The sequence below is a fragment of the Vallitalea pronyensis genome, from assembly GCF_018141445.1.
Classification (GTDB): domain Bacteria; phylum Bacillota; class Clostridia; order Lachnospirales; family Vallitaleaceae; genus Vallitalea; species Vallitalea pronyensis.
This window is the reverse complement of record NZ_CP058649.1, coordinates 1,760,248-1,777,255: the sequence shown is the minus strand read 5'-3', so window position 1 is coordinate 1,777,255 and position 17,008 is coordinate 1,760,248. Positions and strand designations below refer to the sequence as shown.

Genomic DNA, 17,008 nt, shown 5'->3' with positions numbered 1-17,008 from the left:
TTTCATGAGTCATTTTCCAGTTAGGATTAGGTTTATAAGATCGTATTGTGCATCATCCATTCATCTTGATATGATTTCTTAACGTTTCATATGTTTATCATATGTCTTTTGATAAATGGATAACATCTCATGAAGTCCCATTTTTTGAAGCTCTTGGAGGTATTTATCCCACTGAGCATCAATATCCACATCCGATACCACAAATTCAGCAATTTTTTCTTCCACATATTCATTAATGGACGTGGTATATTTTAATAACTCCGATGTGTCTTCTTTTTCAAAAACAAGCATAGGCAGAATCATGTCTTCACTTGGGAAATAAGGTACCTGCTTATTTTTTGTTTCTTGGTAGAGTTTCGCTTCAATATTATCGGAGGCATCTGTATATCGACCTAATCGTAGCAATGATGGTCTATAACTATTGCCAATATTGTTCCAAGCGGTATTAGGGTCTTGTTTGGCAAAAGGTATGATTTCTTCCCATATGGCTTTTTCACCATTAATCCCTTTTTTAGTATCATCATCAATATAATCCCAAGTGATACCTTTTGGTCCTAATGTGTTACTCAAACTATACACCTCATCATATAACAAATCAGCCAATGCAAACGCAACTTCAGGATAGGCACATTTGTCAGTAATACTAAAACCTGGAGCCACTGCTCGATAGGGATCATAATGGGCATACCTTGTTCCATCAGGTCCTTTAAGAGGTGAAATGGCCACATAATCTTTCCACCTATTGCCACTTAAGTCCAATGCTGTTACTGGAGAACCACCTGGAAAAACACCCAAAATAACTTCTTCAGGATTTTCTCCCATTTTTTTCAAGCCGTCTTTTGCCTGAGTGAAACTTTCCTTAGCCAATAGACCTTCTTGACGCAGCATTTGAAGGTATTTCATACCTTCTTTCCAGCCCTCTGTGGCATAGGAGGCTGTGACAACCCCTTCATCAACAAATAAGCGTTTTGTACCACCTCTTGAAACCGTTGCATTGTAGACAAAACTATTCATCAAAAAAGCTTCGACTTGTGATTCCCATCCTTTTACAGACCCTGCCATTGGTATTTCATCCTGTTTACCATTCTCATTAGGATCTTGAGTTGCAAAGGCTTTTAACACCTTATAAAAATCTTCTGTTGTTTCTGGCATCTTTAGACCTAACTTATCCAGCCATGGTTTATAAATCCATAATTTTTGTGTGGATTTACAATGATAACAGTCGCTGATTTTTGGAAGGTTATAGATATTGCCATCGGTCATGGTAATCACGTCTAAAGCAATAGGAAAGTCTTCAAACACCTTTTTGGTATGATCACCATATTCTTCTATCATATCATTGAGTGGCAATAATGCCCCCAGAGACCCATTAAGTGCTTGTTGAGCTGTGTTTAACTGGGGTCCTAGAATTATATCTGGATAATTATCCGTTGCCAGTAAGAGGTTTAACTTTTCTTGGGCTTTATTTTCTACAGCAACCACAAATTCCAGGTTAATATTGGTTTTTTCTTCCAGTATTTTTGTAAAAACATTATCCTTATAATTATCCACATTGGGTCTTGTACAAACAAAAGCAGTTAACGTAATTGGCTTTTCAAGTGGAAAGGTCACTTTATCTGGCAACTTATCGCTTTCTACGTTAACACTTGCATCCTGATTATTGGATTGGATTTTGTCCTTCTGCTTATCACCATTTGAACACCCTGTCATCAAGACACTGATTAATAATACGCTAACCATCACCCATAATCCTATTTTTTTCATGTCTTCTTCGTCCTTCCATTCTATGATTTTATTGTGTTAAATTGTTTCAGCTTATTACCCTTATATTCTTTTTTAAAATGGTCTAATCGATTTGAATCTTCACTGTCACTGGATAAATGGTATCATATTTATCATCGATACTGAGATGCAGCCCATCTTCATTTCTAATGGTGTTAACATGATGGTCAAAAGCTAACAAGGTTATATCTTTTATGATACCTTTGAAGTGTTTACTGCCTAAAGCAAAGGACTTTAAGGTTACTTTTCCATCCTTCGGCCATTTTAACACATGGGCATACACATAGGGTGCTTTATAAGTATACCTTATATCACCTTTTACATAACCTTTTGCTTGCCTTTCCATTTTTTGACCTTCAATAATTGCGGTGGGACCTTCACCAAAAACAGACCAATAGGTGGAATCATAGAAAGCTTCCCCATTTTTTTTGAGCCATTCACCAATGGCCCGTAATATGGCTGTTTCTTCATCTGTAATGGTGCCATCTGCTTTGGGACCTACATTGAGAAGCATTGCGCCATTCTTACTCACAATATCCAGCATATCACAGACAATGTTCTCAGGTTCTTTAAAGACATTGCCTTCAGTATACCCCCATGAGTTCTTGCCAATGGCTGTATCCGTTTGCCAAAATCTTGGATTAATCTCTGCAAGCTGACCTCGCTCCACATCAAAAATGGCTGTTCCTTTTGCGTAGGCATCGTCTTTGTAGTTAATGGCCACATCTATCCCCCATTGGACAGCACGATTATAGTAATAGGCAGCAAATTTTTTAAGATACGGTTTAAAGGCTATGTTCTGAATCCACCAATCAAACCATACCACCTTAGGCTGATATTTATCTACCAATTCACAGGTTCTTGCTAACCAATCTTCCAAGTGAGCTTTTGGAATGCTGTCACCATAATCTTGCTTAGGTGTCGGGTTTGCTATGGTACCGTCTACCTTCACACGGTAACCATAAGGTTCAATATACCCTTCTGAGTCTAGTCCTGAGTCGAATGCCATAGCACCATTGCAAAACCAAACGTTTTCTGCTCGATGACTGGATGCAGTAAATACCAAGTCTTGATCTTCAACCGCTTTCTTTAAATCACCCATCACATCTCTTTTGGGTCCCATCTGTACAGCGTTCCATGTTGAAAGGTCACTGTCATACATCTGAAAACCATCATGATGTTCTGCTACCGGCATCACAAATCGTGCACCAGCATCCTTAAAAAGCTTAGCCCATTCTTTAGGCTCATAGTTTTCTGCCTTAAACATGGGTATAAAATTCACATATGGAAATTCTTTTGGCGATCCATAGGTTTTTACATGATGAGCATATACCGGATGTTCAGGTTGATACATATTTCTTATATACCATTCACTGCCAAATGCTGGCACAGCATAAACACCCCAATGAATGAAAATACCAAACTTAGCATTTTTATACCATGCTGGCTCTTTCACTTTAGATAATGAAGCCCAATTATCTTGATAGGGTCCCTCTTCAATGACTTGATCAATTAATGTTAAGTATGCTTGCACTTTACTCATATGATTTGATGAGCCAATTCTGTCTCTCACTTTGGCTCCTCTCCCTCCTCTTATTTTCATATTATACAACTTGAATGCTTATCTTTTCTTCTTGCAGCCCCTCACCTTCTACGGTTAATTTCACTTCACCAGCACAACGAGCGGATTGAATAATCCCTAGACATTTCCCACCTACTGTTTTTACACAATTGCCTTTGTAAGGGTATGTATTTGTAGGACTTCCATTATCAACGCCTATCAATTGTCCTGCCCCTTCTACATGAAATGTTAATGTATCATCCATATGGGGTACAAGGTGACCATCTTCATCAACCACCTGTGCAATGACATAGACGATATCCTGCATACCTGCCTGAATGGCATTCCGATCAGCTTCAAGCACAATTCTCTTACCTGCCCTTGCTGTGCATATGCTTTTTTCTACAACAACTTGGTCATTGTTCTTAGCTACTGCTTTCAATTCTCCTGGCTCATAGGCGACTTGCCAAGCAACATGCAAAAGGTCTGATTCATCAACCACTTTTTCGCCTAATGACTTACCATTCAGATATAACGTAACACGTTCACAATTGGTATAACACCAGACTGGGATGAGGTCACCTTCCTTTCCTTGCCAATTCCAGTGTGGAAACAGGTGCAGCATGGGTTCATCTGTCCATTGGCTCTGGTACATATAATAAGCATCTTTCGGTATTCCACATGTATCAATAACGCCAAAATAAGATGATTTAGAGGGCCATGCATAAGGTGTAGGTTCACCAATGTAATCAAATCCTGTCCATATAAACAACCCACATACAAAGTCTAGCGCTTTGGTTACTTTCCATGAATACTCCGCATGCAGATACCGATCAATGGCTATAAGTGAGGTGACATCGCCTTTAGCTTGCATCACGTCTTCATAGGTTTTATCCAATAGACCCGACTCAATGAAATCCTCATAGGACCCTCTTCTTTCAAAAGGAGAAGCTGATCTGGTTTCGCTGCCAAGAATCACCCGATTAGGATACTGAATATGTTGTGACTCGTACATGTATTCCTTATAATTGTAACCTGCAACATCTAATAAATCAGGAATACCAAGCCTGTCAGCTGCCTCAAAATGTACAATACCTGCAACGGTAGGTCTTGTTTTGTCATAGCGTTTGACAATCTGACACAGTTCTTGTGTGATGGTTGCCCCTTCTTCCCATTGATGTTCTTTGATTTCGTTACCAATACTCCACATGAAAACAGAAGGATGATTGCGGTCACGTATGACCATGGATGATAAATCCGTCTCATGATCCTCATCAAAGTATTCTGCGTAAGCATAAATAGGACGTCTGACTTGGGTACCAGACTCTGTCTCACCATCAAATACACGAGGGCATTTACCATTGCGATATTCGTCAAAAGCTTCATCCATGACCAGCATACCCATACGGTCACATAGATCTAACAACGCTGGAGCTGGCGGGTTATGACTTGTACGAATAGCGTTACATCCCATAGCCTTGAGTATCTCAATCTCCCGTTCAAATGTTCGGTCAAAGCAAGCTGCACCAAGTGCACCACCATCATGATGCATACAGGTTCCTTTAATTTTTAGGGGTTTCCCATTGAGTAAAAAACCTTTTTGGGGAGAAAACACCATTGTGCGCACACCAAATGTGGTCCAATAATCATCCATGGGCTGTCCATTCAAATAAATGGTTGTTTTTGCTCCATAGAGATAAGGTGTTTCTACCGACCACAACCTAGGGCATTCTATACTAAGGGACTGATGAACAACACCCGTTTCTCCTGATGGAATGGTTATTTCTGTACTTGCTTCTGCTACTTGTTGATGTGCAGCATCTATAATCTCCGTTTTTAATAACATATGGCTGTCACTTTTACTGGCATTGACAATGGAGGTTTCCACATGAACCCTGGCCATTTCCTTGGTGACTTCAGGTGTTGTGATATACGTGCCCCATGGTGCTACATGAACCTGTTCTGTCACGATTAGTCGTACATGACGATATATACCTGCTCCAGAATACCATCTGGACCCAGGTTGTAAGGATGTATCCACTTTGACGGCCAGTAAGTTATCCCCTTCACAATCTAAATAAGGTGTCAGGTCGTATACCAGTGAAGAATACCCGTAAGCATGCTTTCCTATCCGTATGCCATTTAAGAAGATAGAGCTGTTCATATAGATACCATCAAAAACAATCATCACACGCTTGCCTTTGAAATCTTCACCATGTATATGTTGACGGTACCACCCAATGCCTGCGGGTGCATAGCCCCCTCTGGGTCCGCTTGGATTATCTTCTAAAAAAGGGCCAAAAATACTAAAATCATGTGGTAGATGAACAACTTCCCAATCACCATCATCTATTCGGTGATCAAAACCTGCTATATCCATACCTTTTTTAAATGTCCAATCTTGGTCTAAGGGTATCATTTTTCTATTATTTAACATGTCTGTTTGCGTCATACTTGATGTTCCTCTCTTTCTTACTTCTATCCTTTAACAGAACCAATCATGATGCCCTTCACAAAATATTTTTGAATGAAAGGGTACATGATGAGTAGTGGCAAACTGGATACCACAATCAACGCGTATTTCAGCAGGACGGCAAGATTCTCCCTTACTGAGATGGACTCTGGGTCCAGGGAAGTAATCATATCCATGGATAGCTGATTTTGTACAAGAATATCCCGTAATACAATTTGCAAGGGCACTAATTTTTCCGAGTTTAGATAAAGCATGGCATCAAAGAAAGAGTTCCAATGTTGAACGGCATAAAACAGTGAGATGACTGCCAAAATAGGTTTGGATAAGGGCAGCACAATTTTACCTATAAAATTAAAATCCGTACACCCATCTACTTGAGATGCTTCTAGCAGCTCATCAGGTATGGTGGTTCTAAAATATGTAATGGTAATCATCACATTCCATACATTTAATGCCTTGGGAATAATCATAACCGCTCGTTTATCAATTAAGTTAAGACTATCGATTAAAAGGTAATTAGGGATAAGTCCTGCATTGAACATCATTGTAAAAATCAATAGTAAGGTAATGGCTTTCCCACCATAAAATCCTTTCCTGGATAAGGGATAGGCTAACATCACCGTCATCATCACATTGACACAGGTGCCAACAATCATATAAAACATGGAATTTAGAAAGCCTGTTACAACCGCACCATTTGCAAAAACTGCTTTATAACCACCTAATGAAAAATCAACGGGTAGTAATTTGACCCGCCCTTGAATTATAGCAGTGGGAGAACTTAGGGATGCACTCACCACATAGATGAGCGGATAAGCGACGACAATGAATATGAATGCTAAGATAATACCATTTACAATATTGAATACCTGATCCGTACCTGTATTTTTATATTTCATACTTTTCCCCCTAGAATAAACTGGATTCTGATATTTTTTTAGATAATTTATTAAAGGTTAAAATGAGAATTAAACCAATGACAGATTTAAATATACCAATGGCAGTGGAATAGCTAAACTGTGGTATGGCTGATGCAAGCCCAACTTTATACACATATGTAGTAATAATCTCCGATAGCTTAATGTTAATGGGATTCTGCATCAGCAGTACTTTTTCAAAACCTACATTCAGTATTTTCCCGAGGTTCAATGTTAATAACACAATAGCGGTAGGCATAATGCCAGGTAAATCAATGTGCCACATCCTCTGTAATTTATTAGCGCCATCCATAATGGCAGCTTCATGGAGTGCCGGGTCAATACCTGTCAGTGTGGCGATATAGATAATTGAACTAAAACCGAGATTCTGCCATATCTGGGACCAGACATACATATGGGGAAAGGTGCCGGCTGTGCCAAAGAAATCAATTTCTTCCATACCAAGATACGTAAATAATTGATTCACCATCCCTGTTCTCGTTTGAAAAAATTGCATGAGCATCCCCACAATGACAACCGTGGATATAAAGTGTGGTGCATAGGTTAACATCTGTATGGTTTTCTTGATTTTTTTGTTACCAAGATAATTTAAGGATAAAGCAAACAGGATGGGTAAAGGAAACCCTGCCACTAAACCATACACACTAATGGTCAAGGTATTTCGAATAACCCTCCAGAAATTATAATCATTAAAAAAGTTAATAAAATGTTTAAATAAAGGATTTGCCCATTCACTGCCAGTAATACCTATTCTGGCAACATAATCCTTTAGAGCTATTTGAACGCCGTATAAAGGAACCAATTTGAATACAATAATGTAGATGACTGGAAGAGCAACAAGAAGATACAATTGCCAATCCTTTTTTATGCTATTCAACTTCCTTTGGTTCAAAAGCCTCGTCTTTAAAAGAGCTTTCATGCCGTTTTTCATCCTTTCGAAGTAGTTTTTACACATGCATCATGATGGTCACAACGTCATCATAAATCCTTAAGACAGATATGTAAATGTGATAGATTCCATATGATAGGAATACTTCCATATTAGGCTTTGTTCCATTTTCCAGCTAGGGTGACACGTGGATAAAAAAACACCTGACAACATTGTGTCAAGTGTTTCACTTATCGTATTACTCCTTATTTTTTTCTCGAAATACAGAAGCACTCACACCATGGTGGCGTTTAAAAGCTTTTCCAAAGGAGTTGCTTGAATTATAGCCGCAAGCAATGACAATATCACCAATAAACATATTCGTGTTGATTAATAATTCTTCTGCCTTCTTCATTCGGATGGTTTGAATATAATGGATAAAACAAGTTTCATTATAATCTTTAAAAATCTGAGAAACGTACTTATAGGATAATTTAAACTCATCGGCAACATCTTGTAAACTAAAATTAGGATTACTCAGGTTTTGCCGAAGATATGCATTGATATTATCCATGACTGAGTTTTTCTTTTCCTTACGCTCAACAGCATAGATGTCTGTTACTTTTAGCAAGGTATTTCTAAACAATTGGATTTTCTCAAGGTCTGTACAGTCATACATTTCCATCACTGCACTTTGGATAAGGTTATTCATGGTATGATTGGTGCCTATGGCTCGTTCTCTTATTCGGTTAAAGATGCCCCATATATCGTGAATAAATAACCGCATAAGGTGAATTTTTAAGTTTCGTTCCACAAGATTTTTCTTAAATAATTCCCGCAGAATCTGGGTTACTAGCTGGCTGTCTCCTAATTTGACACCATTATATAATCGATTTTCAAGTTCAAAAGGAAAATAATAGGACTCTGAATTTTCCTCTATGGATTCATACCATATGATACGGCCTTCTTCACTACCAACAGATACAGCTAAGGCATCTACAGCATGACCTAATGACAATGGAAGGGCCATTATATCGTCACAGATACTACCAACGCCGTATCTTATACTTGTGAGTTGACTGGTTTTCATGGCTTCTCCTAATGTCTCTGTCTTATGTTGGATGTCTTTTTTAAAAGCCTCTACATCCCCAACCCGATCAATAAAAATAATGGCTATCTTGTCATAATCAATATCATGTACAAAATCAGACTGAAACGTATTTTCAAAAATAACATCTTTTACTTCAACCCGTTTCATCTCTAATTCCTGGAGCAACCTGTCACCATCTTCTTCAAAAATATGCATATGCTCATCGTAATCAATGACCATCACACCATAATACATTCCCGTATAATCCGTATTAAGAAGCTTGGTAATGGCTGATATTTCTTCTAAATTACTGTATTCCCCTTTTAATAGTCTTTCAAGAAAAGTCGTTTTGATATAAGGTAATTGATGATTGACTCTTTCTGTTAACTGCTCATTCCTTGTCATCAACTTGACAACGGGTGCTGAATTTCTTTTTGCCATCCATATGGATATACTAAAACCTAATACAATCATTGACAGGATGCCGATGATCGCTCGTCGTCTTAATACATGAATATCATGAAACACTTTTTCTTTTGATTGGACTAAAATGTAAGTATATGGTATCACATCCGAATTCGTTCTAACCATAACGGCATCTTCCTCAAGGAGGTTATAATCAATGCTTCCATCTTCTGATACACCATATGCTGTATCATAGCTCATCAGCATGTTATCTTGTTCATCCACTATAAAAAAGTTACCATGAAAGCTTTCTGCAAATACCGTCATGCTGTTTTTTAATTTGTCACCATCCATGATCATCAAAATAACAGCAAGGGCATCATCCATACCATGACCTAATGTAGTAACGACAGGTATCCCAACAAGGCTATTTTCATAATATTTCATCTTATTGGCATACAAAACATGACCTGAATAATACTTCGAAAACAGATCTTCCCACAGTTGTTCTTTACTTACGCCTTCAATTTTAAGGGCTTCATCATTAAAACTCTTATAAAAATACACTTCAATAGGATTAGCTACAATGGTTGATTTCTCAAAAAATATAAAATACCCTCTAATGATTTCATTTTGAAACCATTTATCTTGTAATTCATTATATAAAGTGACAGCACTATAATAATCCTTATTGACAGATGCATAGCTTTTTTCTTTAAACGCTTTAATGGTTGAAAACTCCCGTAGCTGAAAAGAAGCATCAACGGTTTCTCTAAACCTTCTATCAATAACGGATTTACTCTGGTCAATATAAGATTTCTGCATGTTGACAGCATTATGCTCAATTTCATTAAAAGCTGTCACGTAGGTAATAGAGGCAAAGACAAAGATTAACATAACAAACATTAAGTACGGCACAAAGAATTTTATAAAAAGTCTTAAAAATCCTTTATTCATGTTATCCTCCCCCGACTTCCAAAATCATAGGCATATGTTTTAATATATCTAATATAACACATGCCTATTTAAAGCTCAATCCGACATAGATTAGCTCCCTCATTCTACTCTACTTCTATCCTCTATTCATGACACACTCTGCCTATAAATTGCTCTAATTTATCTGCTAATAAGGCATGGGTATCCCCATAGGCATCTTTCCCTATGAGGTTATGTTCTTCATAGGGGTCATCCAGGACATCAAATAATTCTTCAATAACAGGTTCACATTCATAATACCGTATATATTTGTAGCGTCTTCCTCTGACATACTTGGAGCGAATGGATTGATAACGTGAAGGGTCTTTCACTTCATTTTTGGCTAAAAAATTATTATTAAAATTATTTTCACCATACACATAATCATGAATCTCATCCCTTTCACCATCAACAAGCCCCTTAAAACTTACGCCTCTATAGGCTGGATATGGCTCAATGCCTGCATAATCTAGTATCGTTGGGGCGATATCCACATGAGAAATCAGACCATCTACGGCTACATGCTGTCTACTTTTATCCAGTCTAGGATCATGCACAATCATAGGCGCTTTAATGGATTCTTCATACAGAATTGATTTGCCGTGAATCTGTCTTGAACCACAAAACATGCCATTATCTGATGTGTAGATTACTATTGTATGATCAGCAATGCCTAGCTCTTCTAAAGTATCACGGATTTTACCAACGACTTCATCAACTCCTGTAATCAAGGCGTAATATTTCTTTATGTCTGTTTGATAGTTTTCCTCTATTTCCCAAGTACCTGCTCCAAAGTTCTTCCACTCTCCCCTATTGAAATAGTACTCTGGATTACGACTTTTCTTTCGAACCACCTCTGGTAATAAATTAAAATGTTCAGGTGTATCGTTGTATTGTCTAGGCACTTGAACGTTCTGATACTTATCTAAGTGTCTTTGCTCAGGCGTTAAAGGATTATGGGGTCCTTTAAAGCTAATGGACAGGTTAAATGGTTTACCTGTTTGACTGGCTCTCTTAATAAAATCAACTGCCTTACAGCCGTTAAATGCCGTAAGATGTTTGGCATCATATGGGTTGGCATGGCCATTAAATGTGCCGTCTTCTAAAGGAAAATACCGCCCTTGCCCTGTATTGCCATACCATTCATCAAATAAGTCTTTGGGCATATTTTCTTCCAAGTCTTCTTGGGCATTTGTCCTCACATAACCATCTGCATGTATTCTTTTTCCAAGTACTTTTTCTGCATTGGTTTTTTTCTCATCTGTAACTGCATAACCAAATTTACCGATAAATCCTGTATAATAGCCTGCTTCTCGTAACAATACAGGATAGCTCTCCATGAACTCTTGTCTTGTAACCGTTTTATCTGTGGGCACATCAAATCCACACTGATGATCACTGATATACTTACTCATATGTACCGCAGCACGACTGGGCATACAGATTGGCGATACATGATAAGCCTGATTAAAACAGACACCTTCTGACGCCATTTTATCCAGATGAGGTGTTATCACAACACCATCACTTTTAAAACCAAAGGTATCGTATCGCTGATCGTCGGTCATCATAAAAATAATATTGGGTTGCTTAACCATAACAAATCCTCCCTTTCATCGTTCATGCTTATAAAATCATCATACAACTAGCCCACTTTCTCAATGTCCACATAATAGGCAGCTGTAACACATGCTTTATCATCACCCAGAAAACGACATACCAGTCGTCCTTCACCTTTTTCAAGGGATAGCACAAAAGATGCTTCACATGACGTGTCATCAATGGCTGTCACATGGGATTGTCCTTGAATTTGTATCTCTCCATAGGCTATATCTAATGGCTTCCCACCTGAATAATAAGACCAGTCCTGTGGTAGAATATACCCTTTCTCAAATACCACATCCTCATGATCGATGCCCTCTCTAATAGGTATGTTGACGACCTTTGGCCAGCGGCGTAATGAAAAACGATAATCACCTGGAGTTTCAACGTCCACTTCATAATAGCCGTCAATCCGCATACCATCACGAATCTGTTTTTGATTCCAAGCTGTATGACATTCTTCATTACGTAAATCATGACAGTTTATCTGTATGGGTTCATCACCAATAGAAAATGGAATAAGGCTATCGTACTGCTTGGAAACAATGTCCCACCACTTATCATATTCTCTTCTTAATCCTTCCACAACATCAGGGTGCTGGTAACTTACATCCTCTCTTTGCTCCCTGTCTTCCTGAATAGCGTAGAGTTCCCTACCATTAACCAGCCGCCAGTTGAAAGTCATAACAGCACTTTTTCGCCATTTCACTGGATACGCCACACGCTGAGAATCTGTTACCAGTACTCTATCCTCTGGCTTTTTTTCCTCTCGTAAATAGGGTGCTAAGCTCATACCATGACAGTGTAAGCTGTCATCTGTCACACCGCATAAATCTAATAGGGTGGGCATAAAATCAACATTAGCTGCAAGCATATCAAAATCTTTTCCATGTCCAATGCCGCCTTCTTGCCATTTCATAAAAAATGGTACGCGATGACCCCCATCATATTCAGAATTCTTGCCACCACGAAGTCCTGCATTATAGCCGTCTACTACAAATCCACTTGCATCACTGTACATACCGCAACTGGTTCCATTATCTGTCATAAATATAAATATGGTATTGTCCATGACATTTAGAGTTTCTAATGTTTCTCTTAGTTTAGCAAAATTATCATCAATATTCGTAATCATACCATAAAATCGAGCCCGTTCTGGATGGGTTTTATCCTGATAGGGCTTCGCATAGGTATCCTCAACATTATACGGTCCATGAGGTGCATTGGTTGCAATGTAGCAAAAGAAAGGCTCATCTTTATGCCGCTTTATAAAATCCAAGGCTTCTGAAAAAAAGACATCTGTACAATAGCCCTTGAATGTCTTTTCTTCTCCATTCACATAGTAGGTATCATCAAAATAATCATTTCCCCAACAATCAGGGGTTTGACTAATGCCGCCACCACCATGAACGACTGTTTCTTCAAAGCCTCTATCCATGGGACGATAGGGATACGTATCCCCAAGATGCCATTTGCCGAATATACCTGTTCGGTAGCCTGCTTGACGAAGTGCAGATGCTAAAGTCACCTCATTTTTTCTAAGTAAAGAACGCCCGCCAACAGTGTGCCACACTCCTGTACTATTGGCATAATGGCCTGTCATTAAACCAGCACGTGTTGGTGCACACGTGGGACCCACATGAAAATCAGTTAAGCGCACACTTTCTTGATAAAATTGATCGATGTTGGGTGTTTTGACTATTGAATTTCCTGTACAGCCAAGGTCGCCATACCCTTGATCATCGGTTAACACAAATACCACATTGGGTTGTTTATTCATTATATTTCTATCCTTTCGGTGAACATGTTGATATACCTTCGTTATGCCCTAGGCTCAACTTATGGGCTTTATAAGCGACAGTAAAAATCAACGTTGATTCCTTCATAAATATATGATAAATTAAACAGTATAAATATATCAATGAATAATTCACATAAATCATTGCACAAATCACAGATTGAGGTGTACTATGAGTTTTTTGAATAACATAAAGGTTCACATTGATGTGGTGAATATGGGAACTGTTTCATCGGAATGGTCAAAAAAGCGCTTTCCCTACCCTCATCATCGCATCTACTATGTATTTGATGGGGAAGCCACCCTCACACTTAATCATACTAAACTTTTGCTTCAACCAGGCTACATGTATTTATTGCCAGCGTTCAGTATGGTTGAAACCCTTTGCGAAAATTTCTTATCCCATTACTTCATCCATTTTCGTTTGCATCATCATGATATTCTTGATATTTTTACCACCTATCAACCAGCTATCCAAGTAGAGGCCCTCGCCGACTTTGTGGGTATATTTAATACACTACAGACACATTTTAAACGGGATACACCCTATTCTGTTATGCTCACTTATAGTTCGATCTACCAGTTACTTGCCCCTTTTTTTGAACATTGTAAAAAACCTTCCCATGATTTGCTACGATTTGAAACGGTACTCAATTACATTGATTATCACCTAGATACCAAATTAAGCAATGCTGTCCTAGCAAAAATTATGGATTTGAATCCTGTATATTTCTCCAACCTATTTTCAAAAACCTTTCACATGTCACCTAATCAATACATTATTAAAAAACGCCTGGATAAAGCCCAGACACTTCTTACCACAACCAATTATAAAGTAAACGCCATTGCTATTCAGTCAGGTTTTGATAACAACATGTATTTTTCCCGTTTGTTCAAAAATAGAATTGGATTAACACCGACTGAGTACCGACTAAAAGCTAAGTATGAAAATGGACAACATTAAAAGACTTTCAAGTTTTCGTTTGAAAGTCTTTTTTCGAAATTGGTCCTATTTTCTCATGCGATTTTTTAACTTAACCCGTTCAAGTCCCTCGTTAAAAATTCTTGTATTCTTCTCTATAGCCAGTATAATAGGCGTTGCCAGAATCACAATAACAGCTGCTATGAGATAGGCATGTGGATCTACTAAATACGTAATCCCTTCATATAAAACATTGATGATGAAATAGATAAGGATGATTACACCATAACTTACCAAAAACTTTAGCAGGCGGCTCCACTTTGAACTTATTAAGAATCGTGTATAAATGTACATGGTAGCAATGCCTGAAAAAACGCCGATAAAGACTGAATTAATCGAGCTATCAAATGTAATCTCTATAGGTAGTCCCATTAACCATTGATTCACTAATCGAACAATTAAACCGATTAAAAAAGACCCAATGATGACTTGCGCATAGTATTTTTTCATGTTATCACCTAATCCCTAAAAATTGCTTGAATTTGCTGACGTAGTTTTTGGATACTTCCACTTCTTTGTTAGAATCTACGAATTTTATGAGTAACCTGCGATTAAACCAGGGAATAATTTTCGTCACGTTGTTAATGTTAACAATAAATGACTTACTAATCCGAATAAAGTCTTCTCTTGGCAGCGTTGCTTCTAATTTATAGAGGGTATTACGCAATTGGAAGGTATCACTGACTGTATGACAATACACTTTGGCATCATAAGCTTCTATGTAGAGGATATCCTCAAAAGCAATCATACAGTATTCCTCATTTAAGAGACCAATTAATTTATGACCATTGGTAGGGGGCAGTATATTTTTAACCAACGCAATCAATCCCTCAATATTACTTTTTTGAAAAACAACACAAGGCATATACGCTTCTTCCAGACCCTCTTGTACCAAATAGAGGTCTGCATCTTGAAAGAAAAAGATACCCAGGTCATCAAATTGGTCTACAATACGTTTGCGTATGTCTTTTTCGCAGATTAAACTAAGCTTCATCCTACTTCTCCTAAGTCTGGCTACTATTTTTTTTATTTCTAAACAAGATCGATAATACCACAAACATTAATATGATTATATCACATAAGAGCAAGTATTTACCCACTACATGATAAATAGTCTTCTTACCTTTCATGGGTACTTGCCCTCGCATAACCCAGTTGTCGCTGGTAAAATGATTCATTTGCTGCAGAACTTGACCATGAGTATCTGCAATCATGGATGTGCCATTAATGGTTTGTGTGACCGTATTCACCCCATTTTCAATACCTCTTATCTTACCAACAATACTATGATAAGGTGTTATCTGCTTCCAATCTGCGGATGGTATAAACAGAATATCAATGTTTTTTTCACCAACTTGACGAATGGTGTGAGGAAAATCTTTATCCCAACAAATAATCCCTGATAGACGACCATATGGGGTATCCACATATTGAATCACTTCATCACCCTTAACTGTACCTTCAAAAATATTGCCTCCGTATTTATAATGGGTTATGACAAGCTCTCCATCTGGATTTATGACATGTAAGAAATTTTCATCACGTTTACCCTCTGGATAATCCACATAAGGGCATGAAACAATATATACCCCATAATCCTTAGCTGCTTTTTTGAGAGCATCTATATAGGCAGCGATATCCTGATAATGTATATAGGGGGATACTTCCGCATGTACGATGATTTTTGATCCCATTTTGGCTTCCTCGATTGTTTGAGCTACCAATAGATTTGCAAGCTTGGTGGTTTCTTCTCTGAATCTTTCTTCATCTGTATCCATAAGTGCTAGCATATCACCGGTTTCATCCTGACGCAAATCATAGACATGAATACCAGATACTTGAACCGTGGCAGCATCTTGCTCCATCTCTAATCGATACGTTCCCAACATCAACATCCCCAGAAGACATACACCCAGTATAGCTGCATATCGCCTTCCCTTCTTTTCATGATTAATGAAAATGACCCAGTAAACAACTGTTGATGTCCAAGTTACAACGAATGTGATGCCAACAACACCAATCACCGATACCCATTGTATCATGGGCAGAAAATCGTGCTGAGAGTAACCAAGAATACCGAATGTGCCATTTGGGCTAAGGTATGAGATGGCGAACTCATATAGAGCTAAAGAGGCAGGAAATATCAGTGTTGCTATAAAGTGTTTACTCTTATGAAAGGCAAGTTTTTGAGCCCAAAAAGGTATGACCATCACAAGCCCCATAAAAAAAGGTATGTAGAACATAAAGTTTCCAGGGGAGCGAGACGAAAAATATAAAAAAGAAATTTGAAATGCAACACCACAAATGATGCATAATACAAGTACACTTTTTTTGAGCCCTATGGGATGCGTAGCCATTAAAAATCCTAGAGGAAATAGCCAAGCCGCATAAGCTTGAATATAGTGACCATTACTAAGAATGAGTAAGAGTGATGATAACAAAAGTAATAAGATGGTTTTAATGTTGTTTATCATTTTATCGTTCATCATTGTATCCTTTCTTAATCCATTTAAAACGTTAAAGAAAGTATATCA

The 17,008-nt window shown here is 38.0% G+C and carries 12 protein-coding genes; 1 reads left to right on the top strand and 11 read right to left on the bottom strand.

Annotated features, from left to right (window positions below; translation table 11 throughout):
* Positions 1-78: 78 nt before the first annotated feature.
* From HZI73_RS07420 to HZI73_RS07385, 8 genes are all read right to left on the bottom strand, one after another.
* Positions 79-1,764, bottom strand: coding sequence for a type 2 periplasmic-binding domain-containing protein (locus HZI73_RS07420; RefSeq protein WP_212697618.1), 1,686 nt, complete (start codon positions 1,762-1,764; stop codon positions 79-81).
* 82 nt (positions 1,765-1,846) lie between these two features.
* A complete protein-coding gene (locus HZI73_RS07415) occupies positions 1,847-3,325 on the bottom strand; it encodes an alpha-L-fucosidase (protein WP_212697617.1) in 1,479 nt (492 codons plus the stop codon).
* A gap of 61 nt (positions 3,326-3,386) precedes the next feature.
* Positions 3,387-5,795, bottom strand: coding sequence for a glycoside hydrolase family 2 TIM barrel-domain containing protein (locus HZI73_RS07410; protein ID WP_212697616.1), 2,409 nt, complete (start codon positions 5,793-5,795; stop codon positions 3,387-3,389).
* Positions 5,796-5,821: 26 nt separating this feature from the next.
* Positions 5,822-6,715: a carbohydrate ABC transporter permease gene (locus HZI73_RS07405; RefSeq protein ID WP_212697615.1), complete on the bottom strand. Its 894-nt coding sequence runs from the start codon at positions 6,713-6,715 to the stop codon at positions 5,822-5,824.
* 10 nt (positions 6,716-6,725) lie between these two features.
* Positions 6,726-7,673, bottom strand: a complete 948-nt coding sequence (locus HZI73_RS07400; RefSeq protein ID WP_212697614.1) for an ABC transporter permease — start codon at positions 7,671-7,673, stop codon at positions 6,726-6,728.
* A gap of 208 nt (positions 7,674-7,881) precedes the next feature.
* Positions 7,882-10,074: a helix-turn-helix transcriptional regulator gene (locus HZI73_RS07395; RefSeq protein ID WP_212697613.1), complete on the bottom strand. Its 2,193-nt coding sequence runs from the start codon at positions 10,072-10,074 to the stop codon at positions 7,882-7,884.
* Positions 10,075-10,196: 122 nt separating this feature from the next.
* Positions 10,197-11,690 carry a sulfatase-like hydrolase/transferase gene (locus HZI73_RS07390; protein ID WP_212697612.1) on the bottom strand — a complete coding sequence of 498 codons (1,494 nt, stop codon included), beginning with the start codon at positions 11,688-11,690 and terminating at the stop codon, positions 10,197-10,199.
* A gap of 47 nt (positions 11,691-11,737) precedes the next feature.
* Entirely contained in the window at positions 11,738-13,474 is a 1,737-nt protein-coding gene (locus tag HZI73_RS07385; protein WP_212697611.1) for an arylsulfatase, read from the bottom strand.
* 199 nt (positions 13,475-13,673) lie between these two features.
* On the opposite strand from HZI73_RS07385, the gene HZI73_RS07380 reads away from it, so the two are divergent.
* Positions 13,674-14,456, top strand: coding sequence for a helix-turn-helix domain-containing protein (locus HZI73_RS07380; RefSeq protein WP_212697610.1), 783 nt, complete (start codon positions 13,674-13,676; stop codon positions 14,454-14,456).
* A gap of 45 nt (positions 14,457-14,501) precedes the next feature.
* Here HZI73_RS07380 and HZI73_RS07375 read toward each other — a convergent pair whose 3' ends face one another.
* Genes HZI73_RS07375 through HZI73_RS07365 form a run of 3 tightly spaced genes read right to left on the bottom strand, consistent with a single transcriptional unit; the run spans position 14,502 to position 16,948 of the window.
* Entirely contained in the window at positions 14,502-14,924 is a 423-nt protein-coding gene (locus HZI73_RS07375) for a hypothetical protein (RefSeq protein ID WP_212697609.1), read from the bottom strand.
* A 4-nt stretch (positions 14,925-14,928) separates the two neighbouring features.
* Entirely contained in the window at positions 14,929-15,468 is a 540-nt protein-coding gene (locus HZI73_RS07370; RefSeq protein ID WP_212697608.1) for a LytTR family DNA-binding domain-containing protein, read from the bottom strand.
* Positions 15,469-15,478: 10 nt separating this feature from the next.
* The gene (locus HZI73_RS07365) at positions 15,479-16,948 is read right to left on the bottom strand and encodes a nitrilase-related carbon-nitrogen hydrolase (protein WP_212697607.1); all 1,470 of its coding nucleotides are present in this window, start codon (positions 16,946-16,948) and stop codon (positions 15,479-15,481) included.
* Positions 16,949-17,008 lie beyond the last annotated feature (60 nt).

Excerpts from the sequence above, each read along its gene's own strand:
- HZI73_RS07420 (WP_212697618.1), bottom strand. The coding sequence starts at position 1,764 with ATGAAAAAAATAGGATTATGGGTGATGGTTAGCGTATTATTAATCAGT.
- HZI73_RS07415 (WP_212697617.1), bottom strand. The coding sequence starts at position 3,325 with ATGAGTAAAGTGCAAGCATACTTAACATTAATTGATCAAGTCATTGAA.
- HZI73_RS07410 (WP_212697616.1), bottom strand. The coding sequence starts at position 5,795 with ATGACGCAAACAGACATGTTAAATAATAGAAAAATGATACCCTTAGAC.
- HZI73_RS07405 (WP_212697615.1), bottom strand. The coding sequence starts at position 6,715 with ATGAAATATAAAAATACAGGTACGGATCAGGTATTCAATATTGTAAAT.
- HZI73_RS07400 (WP_212697614.1), bottom strand. The coding sequence starts at position 7,673 with ATGAAAGCTCTTTTAAAGACGAGGCTTTTGAACCAAAGGAAGTTGAAT.
- HZI73_RS07395 (WP_212697613.1), bottom strand. The coding sequence starts at position 10,074 with ATGAATAAAGGATTTTTAAGACTTTTTATAAAATTCTTTGTGCCGTAC.
- HZI73_RS07390 (WP_212697612.1), bottom strand. The coding sequence starts at position 11,690 with ATGGTTAAGCAACCCAATATTATTTTTATGATGACCGACGATCAGCGA.
- HZI73_RS07385 (WP_212697611.1), bottom strand. The coding sequence starts at position 13,474 with ATGAATAAACAACCCAATGTGGTATTTGTGTTAACCGATGATCAAGGG.
- HZI73_RS07375 (WP_212697609.1), bottom strand. The coding sequence starts at position 14,924 with ATGAAAAAATACTATGCGCAAGTCATCATTGGGTCTTTTTTAATCGGT.
- HZI73_RS07370 (WP_212697608.1), bottom strand. The coding sequence starts at position 15,468 with ATGAAGCTTAGTTTAATCTGCGAAAAAGACATACGCAAACGTATTGTA.
- HZI73_RS07365 (WP_212697607.1), bottom strand. The coding sequence starts at position 16,948 with ATGATAAACAACATTAAAACCATCTTATTACTTTTGTTATCATCACTC.